This is a genomic window from Acinetobacter lwoffii (genome assembly GCF_052078135.1).
Taxonomy (GTDB): domain Bacteria; phylum Pseudomonadota; class Gammaproteobacteria; order Pseudomonadales; family Moraxellaceae; genus Acinetobacter; species Acinetobacter lwoffii_Z.
Map to the genome: position 1 here is coordinate 142,148 of NZ_JBQGUZ010000002.1, position 16,006 is coordinate 158,153.

A 16,006-nucleotide genomic window follows, 5' to 3' on the forward strand; every position below is an offset into this window, starting at 1 on the left:
GTCGGGTCTGCCATGTCTTTACTTCCTCCCTCAGAATTCATTTTTCCCAATCCGGTCGAGGTTGATCCTGAAGGTGAAGGACTGATTTGTATTGGTGCCGACCTCTCCCCTTCTACACTTTATGAAGCCTATACACATGGATTATTTCCATGGTTTTCAGAAGGTGATCCAATTTGCTGGTGGAGTCCGGAACCACGCTGCATTATTCGCCCCGAAGATTATCATCCAAGCAAATCCCTGCTACGCAATATGAAAAAGCAGGACTATAAAATTACAATCAATCATGCTTTTGAAAGGGTGATTCGTTCCTGTTCATTGCCGCGTGCTTATGCAGACGACACCTGGATCAGTGAAGATATTATCGCAGGCTATTGTGACATGTTCGACGCAGGATATGGTTATAGCATTGAGGTCTGGGATGAAGATCGCGTCGTCGGTGGACTTTATGGTGTGACCATCGGTCAAGGCTGTTTTGGTGAATCCATGTTTAGTACGCAAACCGATGTTTCTAAAATGGCTTTCTATACTTTAATGCTGATTGGACAGGAAAATAAACTACCCTGGATCGACTGCCAACTGGTCAACGATCATCTTTTAAGCCTGGGTGCCTGTACACTTTCTCGCCAAGCTTATCTTAATTCTTTACAAGATATTGTAAAAAAGCCTGCTATCGATTGGAAAAAGTATCAGGAAGGTGTATTTTCAAGTAAAACAATAGCGCAAAACGCGCGCTTAAGTGAATGAAAATAACAGAGGGTAGTTGTTATGAACTCTTATCAGCCAAAGGCCCTACTGAACGATTTACAGTATTATATTACGCCGCCGCATGATTGTAGCTATTTGCCCAACAAGTCGGCGCGCATGGTTTTTCTGGATCCTGCACATCGAATTGATGTAGTAACTTTATCAGAACTCTCACGTACCGGTTTCCGCCGCAGTGGTGATTTCGTCTATCGACCCGAATGTCATCTGTGTCGTCAATGTCTGTCTTCGCGTGTACCCGTTGCTGAATTCCGCATGAACAGTTCACAAAAAAAAGCCTGGAAACGGAATCAGGATCTGGTGATGAAAATTACCAGTCCAGAGCACGCCGGTGATCTACATTATGCGCTGTATGAACGCTATATTAATGAACGCCACTCAGATGGCGACATGTTCCCACCCACTCGGGATCAGTTCGAAAAATTTTTATTACAAAGCTGTGCCGACAGCTTCTTTCTAGAATTATGGCAAGATGAGCGTCTAATCAGTGTTTCAACCTGTGACTTGCTGGATGATGGCATTTCTGCCGTCTATACCTTCTTTGACCCAGATGAAAATCGCCGCTCACTTGGTGCTTTTGCAATCTTGAAACAGATTGAACATGCACAAAAGCTGGGCTTACAATTTATCTATCTGGGATATTGGGTGCCGCATTCTAGCAAAATGAATTACAAATCTCAGTATCTGCCACTGGAACTCTTGATCGATGGACAATGGCGACGCTTAAATCATGCCCTAAGTGCCACGGAGATTCAGCACCTGGGAAACTCATTAATGACGACCTTACCCAGCGGATGGAATCACCAGATTATTAAATAAGGTCGTCAGTTTGTATTATTTAAATAGACTAGCAAAATCATCCGTACATGCTTTCACCATAATGATGGCATGTTCACGGCTTCCGTTGGCATTTGGATAATAGTTCTTACGCAGATCAATCTGATGAAAGCCTGATTTTTCATATAGCTTGATCGCAGCCTGATTACTCTCGCGCACTTCCAGGAAAATCTGTACCGGATTGTTTTTTAGCATCACCACTGAAGCCTCCAGCAACTGATAGCCCAAGCCCTGACCTTGCTGTGCCGGATCAATCGCCATCAGCAATAAATTGGCTTCATCTAGCACCGGTTGTAAAATACAAAATCCGGCCACCTGCCCTTGCACTTCAATCACGGTACTTTGATAAGCTGTTACAGCATCTTCGAACTGTTTGAAAGTCCAGGGGTGTGATTGAACCGATCTCTCAATCTTTGCAACGACTTCTACATCCGCTGCTTTCATTAAACGAATCATCTTCGTTCATCTTATATAGAATCAACCTCCGCATTATAGAAAGTTCATGCAAAAAATCGAGCAAAAAAAAGAGCGATTTAAGTCGCTCTCCAATCTTCAGTTCTGTCACAAACCCAATTTGGCTTTCCAGGTCGCCAACAGTTGATGTGTATGATGATCATTCGGATGGAATCCCGGTTTAAAATACATCAGCATTTCTTTCGCCATACCCGTAATGACACCTTTAGAAGGACTATAGGCATAGGTATAAATGGCTTTTAAGGACTCAAAATTGAGCTGCTGATCCTGTTTGAGCAAACGGGCAAGGAAATAGCTTTGCACCACAAATAAGGTTGCCATTGCGATGACCAAGGATGAAGTACGCAGTGCATAGGCTTTTAATCCTTTGCCAAAAACCCCTTCGAAGACATCATAAGCCACTGCCTTATGTTCATTTTCCTCGATGGCGTGCCATAACCACATGGTTTTCATGGTTTCATCTGTCATCAATTCCTGAATGTGACTATTGGTCAAAAGCTGTGAGGCAATGGTTGCAGTGAAATGCTCAAGTGCCGTGGTTGCAGTCAAATCTACCATTTCTTGGGTAATTCCCACAGGCTTACCCAGTTTAGCCATGACTTTACGTGTCGTTTGAATGACTTTATCGGTATAACGATCAAGCGTCTCGACATCATGCCCATGTTTTTGCGCAGATGCATTAAAGCCGATATGCTCGTGAGTATGCATCGCTTCCTGACCAATAAAAGCGGAAATTTCTTTTTGTAATGCTTCATTATTGGCAATTGCAGGATGTTTACGCACCGCACGGACTGAATCTATAAAAAACTTTTCACCTGCTGGAAATAGCGCAGATAATGCCGTCATAAAATGAGTAAGACCTGCTGAACCATTCATCCAATATTCCGGCACAGCATCAAAATCAAAGTTCATGCGACGAACTGGAAAACTAGCACCCGCACGATTGGTAATATTTACTTTCGCATTCATGTGACCACTCCCATCAGGCCAATCCAGACCCGAGAATGTAATATTCATATTCTTATCTGTATATTACGTGGTAATTTTTTTTACATAAGTGCAGTTTAGGTCAAGCCGATATCAGATAAGGACAGCTTTTAAAATCATTGTCAGACAATTTGTTCTTAGTTTTATAAAAGTTTAGATCAAAAAAAAGCGCCTCAAAGAGGCGCTTTTCTTACACAATCAGCGATTATGCAGTTACTTTAGCAACTACACCAGCACCAACTGTACGGCCGCCTTCACGGATCGCAAAACGTAGACCTGGGTCCATTGCGATCGGGTGGATTAGCTCTACTGACATCTCAACGTTGTCACCAGGCATAACCATTTCCACGCCTTCTTTAAGCGCGATCGCACCAGTTACGTCCGTAGTACGGAAGTAGAACTGTGGACGGTAACCGTTAAGGAATGGAGTGTGACGACCACCTTCTTCTTTAGAAAGTACGTATACTTCTGCATCGAATTTAGTATGTGGCTTGATCGCACCTGGTTTAGTCAATACTTGACCACGTTGTACGTCTTCACGCTTAGTACCACGAAGAAGAACACCACAGTTCTCGCCCGCACGACCTTCGTCAAGAAGTTTACGGAACATTTCTACGCCAGTTACTGTAGTAGTTTGAGTATCACGGATACCAACGATTTCTACAGACTCGCCTACTTTAACGATACCAGTCTCTACACGGCCAGTTACTACTGTACCACGACCAGAGATTGAGAATACGTCTTCAATCGGCATAAGGAATGGAAGGTCAATTGCACGCTCTGGCTCTGGAATGTAAGAGTCAAGTGCTTCAACAAGCGCAACTACCGCTGGCTCGCCGTATTGGCTGTCATCACCGTTAAGCGCAAGAAGAGCAGAACCACGGATCACTGGAGTGTCATCACCCGGGAAATCGTAAGTAGAAAGAAGTTCACGAACTTCCATTTCAACTAGCTCAAGAAGCTCTTCATCATCTACAAGGTCGCATTTGTTCAAGAATACAACGATGTAAGGTACACCTACCTGACGAGAAAGCAGGATGTGTTCACGAGTCTGTGGCATAGGACCATCAGTCGCAGCACATACAAGGATCGCGCCATCCATCTGAGCAGCACCAGTAATCATGTTTTTAACATAATCGGCGTGGCCCGGGCAATCTACGTGAGCGTAGTGACGAGTTGGGGAATCGTATTCTACGTGTGAAGTATTAATTGTAATACCACGTGCTTTTTCTTCTGGTGCAGAGTCGATTGCAGCATAGTCTTTCGCTTCGCCACCGAATTTCTTCGCACATACAGTTGCAATTGCAGCTGTTAAAGTTGTTTTACCATGGTCAACGTGACCAATTGTGCCCACGTTAACGTGTGGCTTATTACGTTCAAACTTAGCCTTAGCCATGAGATCTTCCTTTTTAAACTACTCATGCAGGATTACTGCATGAGCACTTGGTTTTTAACTATGAATTAGTTTGGGCTTATAGTAATCGAAAGATTACTCGTCGTCACCTTTTTTACCGCCAGACTGGAATTTAGAAATGATGCCTTCAGCCACGTTACGTGGAGTTTCAGCATATTTAGCAAATTCCATAGAGTATGTTGCACGGCCTTGAGACATAGAACGCATTTGAGTCGCGTAACCAAACATCTCTGCAAGTGGAACTTCAGCTTTAATTGCTTTAGTACCGCCAGGCAAGTCATCCATACCTTGAACCATACCACGACGACGGTTTAAGTCACCCATGATATCGCCCATGTAGTCTTCTGGAGTTTCTACTTCAACTTTCATGATAGGTTCAAGAAGAACAGGATCTGCTTTCATGAAACCGTCACGGAAGGCATAAGAACCAGCCATCTTGAACGATAATTCGTCCGAATCGACATCGTGGTAAGAACCGTCAAACAATGTAGCTTTGATGCCTACAACTGGGTAACCAGCAAGGACACCATTCTTCATACGCTCTTGGATACCTTTATCCACAGCACCGAAGAATTCTTTAGGAACTACACCACCAACAACTTCTTCAACGAACTCGTAGTCTTTACCAGCATCAGCATCCATTGGCTCTAAACGTACGTATACGTGACCAAATTTACCTTTACCACCAGTTTGACGAACGAATTTACCTTCTTGCTCAACTGACTTTTTGATCGTTTCACGGTAAGAAACCATTGGTTTACCAATGTTTGCTTCAACACCGAATTCACGCTTCATACGGTCAACAATAATGTCAAGGTGAAGTTCACCCATACCAGCGATGATTGTTTGACCTGACTCTTCATCAGTACGAACGCGGAATGATGGATCTTCCTTAGCCAAACGACCTAAAGCAATTGACATTTTTTCTTGGTCAGCTTTAGTTTTTGGTTCAACAGCCAATGCAATTACTGGCTCTGGGAATTCCATACGCTCAAGTGTGATGACATTTTTCTCATCACAAAGTGTATCACCTGTAGTTACGTCTTTAAGACCTACACACGCAGCGATATCACCCGCACGAATTTCTTCAACGTCTTGACGATCGTTCGCGTGCATTTGCACGATACGGCCGATACGTTCACGTTTAGATTTAACTGGGTTATAAACAGAATCACCTTGTTTAAGAACACCAGAGTAAACACGTACGAAAGTTAAGTTACCTACGAATTTGTCGTTCATGATTTTGAACGCAAGTGCAGAGAACGGAGCTTCGTCAGATGCTTCACGAATCGCTTTAGTTTCAGCCTTATCGTCAAGAACACCTTCAATCGCTTTAACTTCTGTAGGCGACGGTAAGAATTCAATTACTGCGTCCAACATACGTTGAACACCTTTGTTTTTGAATGCTGTACCACAAAGCATTGGTTGAATTTGACAAGCCAAAGTTTGGACACGTAGACCAGCAACGATTTGTTCTTTAGTCAAATCGCCATTGTTCAGGTATTCATCCATTAACTCTTCAGAAGCTTCAGCAGCAGCTTCAACCATGTTTGTACGCCATTCTTCAGCAGTTTCTTGAAGTTCAGCCGGGATTTCACCGTATTCAAACTTCATACCTTGTGAAGCTTCGTCCCAAATGATCGCTTTCATTTCGATCAAGTCGATTACGCCTTGGAAGTTTTCTTCAGCGCCAACAGGGATTACTACAGGTACTGGAGATGCACCTAAACGTGTTTTCATTTGTTCAACAACACGGAAGAAGTTGGCACCAGTACGGTCCATCTTGTTCACGAATGCTAAACGAGGCACTTGGTATTTGTTCGCTTGACGCCATACAGTTTCAGACTGAGGTTGTACACCACCTACAGCACAGTAAACCATACACGCACCATCAAGAACACGCATAGAACGTTCAACTTCAATTGTGAAGTCAACGTGTCCCGGTGTATCAATTACGTTGATACGGTGTTCAGGGAACTGTTTAGACATACCTGACCAGAATGTAGTCGTAGCAGCAGAAGTAATGGTAATACCACGTTCTTGCTCTTGCTCCATCCAGTCCATTGTTGCTGCACCATCGTGTACTTCACCAATTTTGTGAGATACACCTGTGTAGAACAGAATACGTTCTGTAGTTGTGGTTTTACCCGCATCAATGTGCGCAGAAATACCAATGTTACGATAACGAGAAATTGGGGTTTGACGTGCCATGATTTCTAGCATTCCTAAATTTTGTTGTTTAAAACAGGACGCTTTAAGCTGCATAGCAACTTAAAGCGCTTTGGTGACAAAACCATGACGGTCTTATCACCCTCCTGAATAGGGCCTGTTTTATCTGCTTAGAAACGGTAGTGAGAGAATGCTTTGTTGGCTTCAGCCATACGGTGCACATCTTCACGTTTCTTAACCGCAGCGCCTTTGCCTTCAGATGCATCAAGCAACTCGCCAGCAAGACGTAAAGCCATAGTTTTTTCAGAACGCTTAGCAGCAGCATCTACTAACCAACGCATCGCTAGAGCAGTACGACGGGATGGGCGTACTTCCATAGGAACTTGGTATGTAGCACCACCAACACGGCGTGCTTTTACTTCGACCATAGGACGAACTTTTTCAAGAGTAGTCTCGAAAAATTCAACTGGGTCTACTTTAGATTTTTCTTGAACGCGGTCTAAAGCACCGTAAACGATACTTTCAGCAATAGATTTTTTACCATCTTGCATTACGTGGTTCATGAATTTAGCGATTGTTTGGCTGCTGAACTTAGGATCCGGAAGGATTTCACGAGCAGCGACTACGCGACGTCTTGGCATTTTAAACTACCTATAAAGATGACACTTCAGGTTTATCCAGCATGAGTACAAAGTGTCATGTACTACTCGCTGGCCTTACTATACGTCGCTTGGAATTTTCACAAAATTAATGCAGAAATCAGACAAGCGAGACGATAAAGGATTGCGGTTCTACGTTCTTAAAATTTAATTCTTAACGAATTATTTCTTAGGACGTTTAGTACCGTATTTAGAACGAGACTGGTTACGATCTTTAACACCAGCACAGTCTAAAGAACCACGAACGGTATGGTAACGTACACCTGGTAAGTCTTTAACACGACCACCACGGATAAGAACAACACTGTGCTCTTGTAGGTTATGGCCTTCACCACCGATGTAGCTAGAAACTTCGAAACCTGAAGTTAAGCGAACACGGCAAACTTTACGCATTGCTGAGTTAGGTTTTTTAGGTGTAGTTGTGTAAACACGTGTACAAACACCACGGCGCTGTGGACAAGCCTTCAACGCAGGAACTTTAGATTTTTCAACTAAAGTCGTACGACCCTTGCGGATCAACTGATTTGTTGTTGCCATTTGGCAATTCTCCCGTTAATAAAAAGCCCCAAAAAACTACTACTTTTTGAGGGCATGCAATTGTAATTCAAGATGCAAAATTGGTCAACCTACTCAAGCCAAGCAAATACCGTTTCTCACGACATTTGCCTGCTTTTATTTACCTTCAAAATTCGCTTATTTTTTTGAATTTTTACTGACTTTTTTAGTCACATCTTGAGCTTCAGATTCAGTTTTCGAATTTTCTTGATCGTCTACGCCCTGCTGTGAAGTCTCTGTAGCAGCTTCTGCCTCGTCAGCAGCTTCTGGATGCAGTTCAGCTTCGATTTCCGGATCAAATGAAGTTTTGGTTAAAGCGGGTTGTTGCGACTGCTTATCTACCGTAGGTTCAACCAACTCATCGTTAAGCGCTTCCAGCCCTTCACTCACCTTTTCATCTTTCTTCACTTCTGCTTCTTCAGAGCTTAGATCATTCTGCTCTTTTTTGACCAGCTTGACTTGGGTAATCGTGTTATTGCCCTCAATCGCAATATCTTTATCCATGATCGGCTTATCTTTCGCAGGCTCAACGTCGTGAGAGGCACCATTTAGGAGTTTCGGAGTTGCCTGTTGTAACAAACTGACTGCTTTTTCATAGGCAGCATAAGGAGACAATTGCGAATCCTGATGCTGAACTAGGTATTGGCGTGCATGTGAGAATGCTTCTTGAGCTTTCTGATTTACATCCTCGACAAAACGGTGGCTATATACTGCACCAATACCTGCACTTGCCAGAGGCGTTAGTTTGGTTAATCGCTCCAGAATCGAAATTTTTGGCAGATGATTCATCCATTCCCATTTAGCCTCTCCCTCATGACGACTTAGCCATTGTTTGATAGCGCTGACATCATTATCAGAACCTAGCATGGCTTGTAGCTGGGAGATATCATGAGTTTTAAGGGTATTACTTAACGCTTTTAAACCCAATAACAAGGTTTGCTTTTCTGCAATCAGGCTCAGGTCGATCTGTCTAAAGATATGCTGGACGATTTCCTGATCATCTTCTTTGCTCAGGTCAAAACCATAAGAGCGACCGACTTGATAAATGGTACGCAACGCCATCAGTAAAGAAGCGGGAATATCAATCGCGGTGCCAAGCACCCCTGAAGCACCACTCACTGCACCCTGAACCGTCGCAATCCATTTGTTTTGTTCACCTAAAGCCTGTGAAATTCGCTTGGATCGGTCGACGTCCTGAGTCAATTCTTCTAAATCTTTCGCTCCAGCTTCATTCAGAATGGCATCAACCGAACTGGTTTGATTACTAAATTGATTCAGACGCTCATAAAAGTAGTTAGACACTTTTTCGGTTAAGTCTGGAGAAACAAAATGCGCGACATTATTCACGGTATTAAAGCGGCGCCCGAGAAGTTGACGAGACACATTTGGAAGATGCTCACGAAGCATTTGCTGAGGATTATCATATTTTTTAGCTGAAAAAGCGCTTTTCGTCTTCGCCGAACCGTCAATTACCTGATCGGAGCTGGAAGGCTTCAGCGCTTTAGTCACCGAATCGGGCGCAACATGATTCAATAAATCCAATCCGGTTGAACTGAACTTTTTCGCCACTCCAAAGGCATTCGAAATCAGACCATTAGATTGTTTATTATTAGCATTTACCATTTTTTACCTCAGCATTCATGTGCTTGTATTTGGTATAAATACTAGGTGTAGTCAGCGTTTATCTCAACTTTATTCTGTTTCATTTAGTAAAACCCCTACACGCCGACTCACAAACTCAACCGACTGTCACACGGCATAACATTTGCCATAAGATTTCAAAAGTCTTTCTGCTATCATGTTCCCCATCATGAAATAAGGCTAAGCGCTGGATTGGGCGATTTTAAAACCCAGATATCTGCGCTGAGCATAGAGCAAACTATAAGGATCTGTAGATGAAACGTGTTGTCATCACTGGCATGGGTATTAACTCATGTATTGGTAATACATTAGAGGATGTAAACCATTCTTTACAAAACGGGATTTCAGGAACACGTTTTAATCCGACTTATGCTGAACTCAATTTCAAAAGTCATGTTAGTGCTGCAGCCGAGCAGGATTTCGACGGGATCGACCGAAAACTGAAACGCTTTATGGGCGTATGTGCGATGTATGCATATAACTCAGCCCTTGCTGCAGTTGAACATGCAGGTTTAAAAGTTGAAGATCTAGCTGGCAACCCACGCTATGGTATTGCGGGTGGTTCAGGTGGCGGTTCAACTGCTTCCGTTATTGAAATGAACGAATTATTGCAAACCAAAGGTGCACGTAAAGTCGGTCCTTTCTTTGTACCACGTAATATGACCAACACCATTACGGCTAACGTTGGCGTTGCATTCAAATTACAAGGCGTGGCACATACCATTACCAGTGCATGTGCAACCTCTGCCGATGCGATTGGTTATGCTTACAACCTGATTCAACTCGGTAAACAAGATTTGATGCTGGCGGGTGGCGGTGAAGAAGATCACTGGTCACAAAGCTTGTTGTTTGATGCGATGGGCGCACTTTGCTCTAAATACAATGACAGCCCTGAAACAGCATCACGCCCTTATTCTGCAGACCGTGACGGTTTCGTGATTGCCGGTGGTGGTGGTTTCGTGATTCTTGAGTCTTTGGAACATGCGCAAGCGCGTGGTGCCAACATTCTTGCCGAAGTCGTAGGCTATGCAGCCAACTCGGATGGTGCCGACATGGTTGCACCATCTGGTGAAGGTGCAACGCGTTGCGTACTAATGGCTTTAGAAGAAGCAAAACAACACGGTGTCAATAAAATTGACTATGTAAATACGCATGGTACTTCTACTCCAGCGGGTGACATCACAGAACTTAAAGCAATGGAACGTGCTTTTGGTGAAGGTCAGGTTCCTCCACTCAGCTCAACCAAGTCAATGACAGGTCACAGTCTGGGTGCTGCTGGTGTTCAGGAAGCGATTTATTCAGTTCTGATGATGCAAAATGACTTTATTGCGCCAAACATCAACGTGACCGAGCTGGATGAAGGCGCGAAACCGTTTGATATCGTGCTTGAAAAACGTGACGCAAAATTGAATACTGTGATGAGTAACAGTTTCGGTTTCGGCGGCGTAAATGCTTGTCTCATTTTCAAAAAGTGGGAAGGCTAAGCTGCCCAATTTAGGGTGACTTGATGGATGCTCCTTCTGATGCTTTCTTGTGGGTAAAAGCATTACATATTATTGCGGTGGTTTGCTGGTTCGCGGCTTTGTTCTACTTGCCACGGTTATATGTTTATCATGCCATGAGCGAAGATGCCGTCAGTCATCAACGCTTTGAAGTCATGGAACGCAAGCTGTACCGTGGCATCATGTGGCCAGCCATGCTGGCTACCTTGATTACAGCGCACTTTCTGGTGGATTGGGGTGATGCAACGCGTCACTATCATGAAGCCTTATGGTTTTACCTTAAAGTCGGCCTGGTCGGCTTATTGGTGATTTACCATCTGGTGTGTGGTTATTACCGCAAGAAGCTGATTGATAATGCACATTACAAGTCACACAAGTTTTGGCGTTATTTTAATGAGATGCCAACCCTGATCTTATTTGCAGTGGTGATTTTAGTCGTAGTTAAACCTACTTTCTAATTCACCTGCACAATAAAAAAATCCCCGATCAGTCGGGGATTTTTTTATGTCTGAATATTTAAGGATTACCACGCTGACGCATACGCGGCTTATACAGCAAACGATAGGTCACTGCCAGAATAATTAACCATAAAGGACTGATCATCAGAGCCTTTAAGGTATCGGGTTCCAGACTTAAAATAATCAAGGCGAATAACAGGAATGCCAATACCACATAAGACATCCACACTCCACCCGGCATTTTAAAGGTCGAGGCGGCATACTTTTGCGGTTGCTGCTTACGGTAACGGATGTAGCACACCATAATGATGCTCCAGATACTAATAAACAGGATCACACACAGCGAACTTGCCAGAGTAAAAGCTTCCATGGTGTTTGGTACAAAATACTGAAATGCTGCCCCCAACATAATAAAAGCACAGGAGAAAAACAACCCTGTGGCTGGTACTGCCCGACTAGATAACCGCGCTAAAGCTTGAGGCGCCTGTCCATCACGTGCCAGACCAAACAACATACGACTGGTCGAGAATACGCCACTGTTCATAGAGGACATCACTGACGACAATACCACCAGGTTCATGATAATCGCTGAAGTTGGAATACCGGCATACAGAAATAAACTTACAAATGGACTTTGATCCGCAGGAATCAGATGCCACGGTGTGACCGACATGATCATCAGCAATGACAATACATAGAACAGAATGATCCGCGTAGGAATGGCATTAACTGCTTTGGGTAAGTTCTTTTCCGGATCTTTGGTTTCTGCCGCCATGGTGCCGAGCAGTTCCACCCCCACAAAGGCAAACATGGCAATCTGGAAACCTGCCAGAAAACCGGTAAAGCCTTTGGGAAATAAACCACCATGTGCCCAGACATTACTAAAGCTGGCGACGGCGCCACTCGGTGCCTGAAAGCCGCTAAACACCATATAACCACCGACAAAGATCAAACCAAGGATGGCTAAAATCTTGATTAGTGCAAACCAGAATTCAATCTCACCAAACAGTTTGACCGTCACCAGGTTAATCGCGAGAATAAACAGCACACAACCCACACTAATCATCGCCTGCCCCATCGGGGTAAAAGCCATGCCTTCGGGCAGCCAGAAACTCAAGTAGTTAATAATCGCCGCGAGATCGGCAATCCCTACCAGCACCCAACCCAGCCAGTATGACCAACCAATATAATAGCCAGCACCCGGCCCGATCAGGTCATGGGCCATATCAATAAAGGATTTGTAATGCAGATTGGACAGCAGCATTTCACCCAACGCACGCATCAGGAAGAAGAACATGCCACCAATGATCATATAAATGATCAAAATTGAAGGACCTGCCAGGGAGATGGTTTTTCCCGATCCCATAAACAGGCCGGTACCGATACAGCCACCAATGGCGATTAACTGCAAATGTCGGTTAGAGAGTTTTCGTTGCAACTCATGCGGCGACGATTTTACGTCTTCTGTGCCCGGGGTGGTTTTCATTTTTACATCCTTTTTAATCTTTACAACAGCATCAAGCTGAATTTACAACGTTCAGTCCTCGAACGCTTATTATGACATTTTCATACTTTTTACTGCGCTGTTCAGTGAGATTTACTGCACTAAAACGACTTAAATCATTGCATGGGAGATTTCAATATCAAAAATTCAATTAAGCTTGAGCTGCAATAACTGCAATTTCAATCAGCCAGTCCGGATTGACCAAATCTGCCTGAATCGTAGCACGTGCCGGCGTACCATGACCTCGTAACCATTCCACCCAAAGCTGGTTTACGGTAGCAAAATCATCTAGATGCTTGACAAATAATTGTGCAGAAAGCAGCTGGCTTTTATCGGTATTTGCCAATGCGAGCAATTCCTCAATTTTTGCAAAGACTTCCAGTGTTTGTCCGCGTACATCCAGATCCGTGCTATTCGGCACCTGACCTGATAGATAGACAGTTTGATGATGAATCGTCACCGCACTCATGATTTGATTGCTGTTGAGTCGCTGAATGGCTGTATTGTCCTGTGTCATGCTGATCTTCCTTGTTTGGGATGTTTCAATAAAATTTAAATTAAAAATTTAAGCGTCAATCTGGAAATTCACCCGAGCGGTCACCGCACACATCAACTCATAGCCAATGGTGCCTGAACTGGCCGCCACTTCATCAATCGGCAGAATTACACCTTGGGAAGATTGCCCCCAAAGTACCACTTCACTCCCCACATTCGCCTGCGGCAGTGCAGTCAGATCTACGGCCAGCATATCCATACTGATTCGACCCAATGTGTGCGTTTTCATTGAATCGACCAGCACAGGCGTACCGGTTGTCGATAGTCGTTGATAACCATCCGCATAACCACAGGCCACAATCCCGATCCGCATTTCCTGCGTGGCAATAAATTTGGAACCATAGCCAATGCTCTGACCTGACTGGATCATTTGAATGGCGATAATTTCACTGCGTAAGCTCATGCTCGGTTGCAGATTCCAGTCTTGAATCGTGTGTGTTGGATAATCTGGTGAACTGCCATACAGCATGATGCCGCTACGTACAATATCGGAATGAAGGGTTTGATGATGCCGCAGAATGGCTGCACTATTGCTGAGTGAGGTTTTACCCTCAAGTCCCTGAATGGTCTGGCTAAAAATCAGGTTTTGATGCTGAATTCCGTCCTGCCCAAAACGCTGACCATCCGCATCGGAGAAATGGGTCATATGCGTGATTGAACGCACATTATTCAGCTGATGCAGTTCCTGCCAGATCTCTGCATATTGCTGCGGCTCGAAACCCAGACGGTTCATGCCGCTGTTCATTTTCAAATACACATCAAACTGTGCATCCGGCGCTATTTTGGCAAACTGTTTCAGCCATTGCACTTGATGTCGGGAATGAATGGCAAAGCTCATTTCATGCTTCACACATGCAAATAAATCCTCAAAAGCGAAAATACCTTCGAGCAACATTAGCGGCTTCTTGCATCCCAGCGCACGTAGCCGCGCGCCCTCTTCAATATCCAGAAAGGCAAAACCGTCTGCACCTTCAAGTCCAGCATAGACACGTTCAATCCCGTGCCCATAGGCATTGGCCTTGACCACGGCAAATACCTGACTATTGGGCATACATTGGCGCGCCACACTTAAATTATGCGCAAGCGCCTGTTGATGAATGATCGCAGTAATGGGACGTGGCATACATTCCTCCTTGAATATTCCGCCTCAGATGGCCTTAGGCCGCTTGGTGATAGCGCGCCAATGACAGACCTTCGGTGCTGATTTCAGGATCACGGGCCAAGACCAGATCGCTGATTAATTTTCCTGAACCACAAGCCATGGTCCAGCCCAGCGTGCCATGTCCGGTATTCAGGAACAGATTTTTAAAACGGGTTTTTCCAATAATTGGCGTACTGTCCGGGGTCATTGGACGCAGGCCTGTCCAGAAGCTGGCCTGATTCATGTCACCCCCTGGGAATAAATCACGGGTCACCATTTCCAGCGTGCCGCGACGATCTTCATTCAGACCCAGGTTAAAACCACTCAGTTCTGCCATACCACCGACGCGAATACGCTGGTCAAAACGGGTAATCGCAATTTTATAGGTTTCATCCAGCACGGTAGATTGCGGAGCGAAGGCTGAATCTAGAATAGGAATGGTCAATGAATAACCTTTCACCGGATATACCGGTAAATTCAGTTCAAGCGGTTTAAGGAAATCACGTGAATAACTACCAAAGGCCAGCACATATTTATCTGCCGTGAGCACCTGACCATTCACCAGAACACCTTTGATCTGATCACCTTCTACAATCAGTTTTTCAACGTTTTGATTGAACTTGAACTCTACACCCATCCCTTTGGCATGTTCTGCTAGGGCATTGGTAAACAGATAGCAGTCACCTGTTTCATCATTCGGTAAATGCAGACCACCCACCAGTTTGTCTTTTGCCTGTGCCAATGCTGGTTCTACACGCGCCAGCCCATCGCGGTCCAACAGTTCAAATTCAACTCCAGTTTCTTTCAGAACCTCGATATCGCGCTGAACCGCATCCAGCTGCGTATCTTTACGGAAAATCTGCAAAGTACCTTTCGCGCGGTTCTCATAAGAGATGCCAATATCCCGGCGCAAATTACGCAAACAGTCACGGCTGTATTCAGCCACACGCACCATCCGTTCTTTATTGACTGCATAATGCTGGGCATTACAGTTTTTCAGCATTTGTGCCATCCACTGCAATTGCCACAAGCTGCCATCGACATTAATCGCCAACGGTGCATGATGCTGAAACATCCATTTGACTGCCTTAAACGGAATACCTGGTGCGGCCCAAGGGGTCGAGTATCCTGGAGAAATCTGCCCAGCATTACCGAAGCTGGTTTCTTGCGCCGGACCTGCCTGACGATCCAGCACAGTCACGGTTGCTCCCTGCTGCGCCAGATAGTAAGCGCTTGCCACACCAATCACACCACTACCCAAAACTAATACGCGCATTACCTTAACCCTCAAACATCTTTTCAGTTTATTTCACTAGTATATTTTTGCTTTAATAGTTAAATTCACTAT

The 16,006-nt window shown here is 44.5% G+C and carries 15 protein-coding genes; 4 read left to right on the forward strand and 11 right to left on the reverse strand.

The window, feature by feature from the left end; genetic code table 11:
* The first annotated feature begins 12 nt into the window (after window positions 1–12).
* Both aat and ACTL4S_RS01905 read left to right on the forward strand, forming a co-directional pair.
* Entirely contained in the window at window positions 13–744 is a 732-nt protein-coding gene (gene aat / locus ACTL4S_RS01900) for a leucyl/phenylalanyl-tRNA--protein transferase (protein ID WP_121980280.1), read from the forward strand.
* Window positions 745–765: 21 nt separating this feature from the next.
* Complete coding sequence (locus tag ACTL4S_RS01905) at window positions 766–1,581, forward strand: arginyltransferase (RefSeq protein WP_441298639.1); 816 nt, start codon at window positions 766–768, stop codon at window positions 1,579–1,581.
* A 15-nt stretch (window positions 1,582–1,596) separates the two neighbouring features.
* On the opposite strand, the gene rimI is transcribed toward ACTL4S_RS01905, so the two are convergent.
* From rimI to ACTL4S_RS01940, 7 genes are all read right to left on the reverse strand, one after another.
* A complete protein-coding gene (rimI, locus tag ACTL4S_RS01910; RefSeq protein ID WP_441298640.1) occupies window positions 1,597–2,055 on the reverse strand; it encodes a ribosomal protein S18-alanine N-acetyltransferase in 459 nt (152 codons plus the stop codon).
* A 105-nt stretch (window positions 2,056–2,160) separates the two neighbouring features.
* Window positions 2,161–3,042 (reverse strand): metal-dependent hydrolase, encoded by an 882-nt coding sequence (locus tag ACTL4S_RS01915; RefSeq protein WP_441298641.1) that lies wholly within the window; start codon window positions 3,040–3,042, stop codon window positions 2,161–2,163.
* Between the two features lie 223 nt (window positions 3,043–3,265).
* Window positions 3,266–4,456, reverse strand: coding sequence for an elongation factor Tu (gene tuf / locus ACTL4S_RS01920; protein ID WP_004646112.1), 1,191 nt, complete (start codon window positions 4,454–4,456; stop codon window positions 3,266–3,268).
* A 93-nt stretch (window positions 4,457–4,549) separates the two neighbouring features.
* Window positions 4,550–6,685, reverse strand: a complete 2,136-nt coding sequence (fusA, locus tag ACTL4S_RS01925; protein WP_004646111.1) for an elongation factor G — start codon at window positions 6,683–6,685, stop codon at window positions 4,550–4,552.
* 128 nt (window positions 6,686–6,813) lie between these two features.
* Complete coding sequence (rpsG, locus tag ACTL4S_RS01930) at window positions 6,814–7,284, reverse strand: 30S ribosomal protein S7 (RefSeq protein WP_004279240.1); 471 nt, start codon at window positions 7,282–7,284, stop codon at window positions 6,814–6,816.
* Window positions 7,285–7,464: 180 nt separating this feature from the next.
* The gene (rpsL, locus tag ACTL4S_RS01935; protein WP_002050319.1) at window positions 7,465–7,839 is read right to left on the reverse strand and encodes a 30S ribosomal protein S12; all 375 of its coding nucleotides are present in this window, start codon (window positions 7,837–7,839) and stop codon (window positions 7,465–7,467) included.
* Between the two features lie 156 nt (window positions 7,840–7,995).
* Window positions 7,996–9,480 carry an EcsC family protein gene (locus tag ACTL4S_RS01940; protein WP_441298642.1) on the reverse strand — a complete coding sequence of 495 codons (1,485 nt, stop codon included), beginning with the start codon at window positions 9,478–9,480 and terminating at the stop codon, window positions 7,996–7,998.
* Between the two features lie 272 nt (window positions 9,481–9,752).
* On the opposite strand from ACTL4S_RS01940, the gene ACTL4S_RS01945 reads away from it, so the two are divergent.
* The gene (locus ACTL4S_RS01945) at window positions 9,753–10,982 is read left to right on the forward strand and encodes a beta-ketoacyl synthase N-terminal-like domain-containing protein (protein ID WP_441298643.1); all 1,230 of its coding nucleotides are present in this window, start codon (window positions 9,753–9,755) and stop codon (window positions 10,980–10,982) included.
* Window positions 10,983–11,005: 23 nt separating this feature from the next.
* Complete coding sequence (locus ACTL4S_RS01950; protein WP_004279237.1) at window positions 11,006–11,458, forward strand: CopD family protein; 453 nt, start codon at window positions 11,006–11,008, stop codon at window positions 11,456–11,458.
* A 58-nt stretch (window positions 11,459–11,516) separates the two neighbouring features.
* Here ACTL4S_RS01950 and ACTL4S_RS01955 read toward each other — a convergent pair whose 3' ends face one another.
* From ACTL4S_RS01955 to ACTL4S_RS01970, 4 genes are all read right to left on the reverse strand, one after another.
* Complete coding sequence (locus ACTL4S_RS01955; RefSeq protein ID WP_441298644.1) at window positions 11,517–12,944, reverse strand: amino acid permease; 1,428 nt, start codon at window positions 12,942–12,944, stop codon at window positions 11,517–11,519.
* A 169-nt stretch (window positions 12,945–13,113) separates the two neighbouring features.
* Window positions 13,114–13,479 carry a RidA family protein gene (locus ACTL4S_RS01960; protein ID WP_213686932.1) on the reverse strand — a complete coding sequence of 122 codons (366 nt, stop codon included), beginning with the start codon at window positions 13,477–13,479 and terminating at the stop codon, window positions 13,114–13,116.
* Window positions 13,480–13,527: 48 nt separating this feature from the next.
* Window positions 13,528–14,640 (reverse strand): alanine racemase, encoded by a 1,113-nt coding sequence (gene alr, locus ACTL4S_RS01965; protein WP_441298645.1) that lies wholly within the window; start codon window positions 14,638–14,640, stop codon window positions 13,528–13,530.
* A gap of 34 nt (window positions 14,641–14,674) precedes the next feature.
* Window positions 14,675–15,934 carry a D-amino acid dehydrogenase gene (locus tag ACTL4S_RS01970; RefSeq protein WP_441298646.1) on the reverse strand — a complete coding sequence of 420 codons (1,260 nt, stop codon included), beginning with the start codon at window positions 15,932–15,934 and terminating at the stop codon, window positions 14,675–14,677.
* Between the last annotated feature and the right edge of the window lie 72 nt (window positions 15,935–16,006).

What these genes read in the sequence shown, in the direction of transcription:
- aat (WP_121980280.1), top strand. Translation starts at nt 13, where the DNA reads ATGTCTTTACTTCCTCCCTCAGAATTCATTTTTCCCAATCCGGTCGAG.
- ACTL4S_RS01905 (WP_441298639.1), top strand. Translation starts at nt 766, where the DNA reads ATGAACTCTTATCAGCCAAAGGCCCTACTGAACGATTTACAGTATTAT.
- rimI (WP_441298640.1), bottom strand. Translation starts at nt 2,055, where the DNA reads ATGATTCGTTTAATGAAAGCAGCGGATGTAGAAGTCGTTGCAAAGATT.
- ACTL4S_RS01915 (WP_441298641.1), bottom strand. Translation starts at nt 3,042, where the DNA reads ATGAATGCGAAAGTAAATATTACCAATCGTGCGGGTGCTAGTTTTCCA.
- tuf (WP_004646112.1), bottom strand. Translation starts at nt 4,456, where the DNA reads ATGGCTAAGGCTAAGTTTGAACGTAATAAGCCACACGTTAACGTGGGC.
- fusA (WP_004646111.1), bottom strand. Translation starts at nt 6,685, where the DNA reads ATGGCACGTCAAACCCCAATTTCTCGTTATCGTAACATTGGTATTTCT.
- rpsG (WP_004279240.1), bottom strand. Translation starts at nt 7,284, where the DNA reads ATGCCAAGACGTCGCGTAGTCGCTGCTCGTGAAATCCTTCCGGATCCT.
- rpsL (WP_002050319.1), bottom strand. Translation starts at nt 7,839, where the DNA reads ATGGCAACAACAAATCAGTTGATCCGCAAGGGTCGTACGACTTTAGTT.
- ACTL4S_RS01940 (WP_441298642.1), bottom strand. Translation starts at nt 9,480, where the DNA reads ATGGTAAATGCTAATAATAAACAATCTAATGGTCTGATTTCGAATGCC.
- ACTL4S_RS01945 (WP_441298643.1), top strand. Translation starts at nt 9,753, where the DNA reads ATGAAACGTGTTGTCATCACTGGCATGGGTATTAACTCATGTATTGGT.
- ACTL4S_RS01950 (WP_004279237.1), top strand. Translation starts at nt 11,006, where the DNA reads ATGGATGCTCCTTCTGATGCTTTCTTGTGGGTAAAAGCATTACATATT.
- ACTL4S_RS01955 (WP_441298644.1), bottom strand. Translation starts at nt 12,944, where the DNA reads ATGAAAACCACCCCGGGCACAGAAGACGTAAAATCGTCGCCGCATGAG.
- ACTL4S_RS01960 (WP_213686932.1), bottom strand. Translation starts at nt 13,479, where the DNA reads ATGACACAGGACAATACAGCCATTCAGCGACTCAACAGCAATCAAATC.
- alr (WP_441298645.1), bottom strand. Translation starts at nt 14,640, where the DNA reads ATGCCACGTCCCATTACTGCGATCATTCATCAACAGGCGCTTGCGCAT.
- ACTL4S_RS01970 (WP_441298646.1), bottom strand. Translation starts at nt 15,934, where the DNA reads ATGCGCGTATTAGTTTTGGGTAGTGGTGTGATTGGTGTGGCAAGCGCT.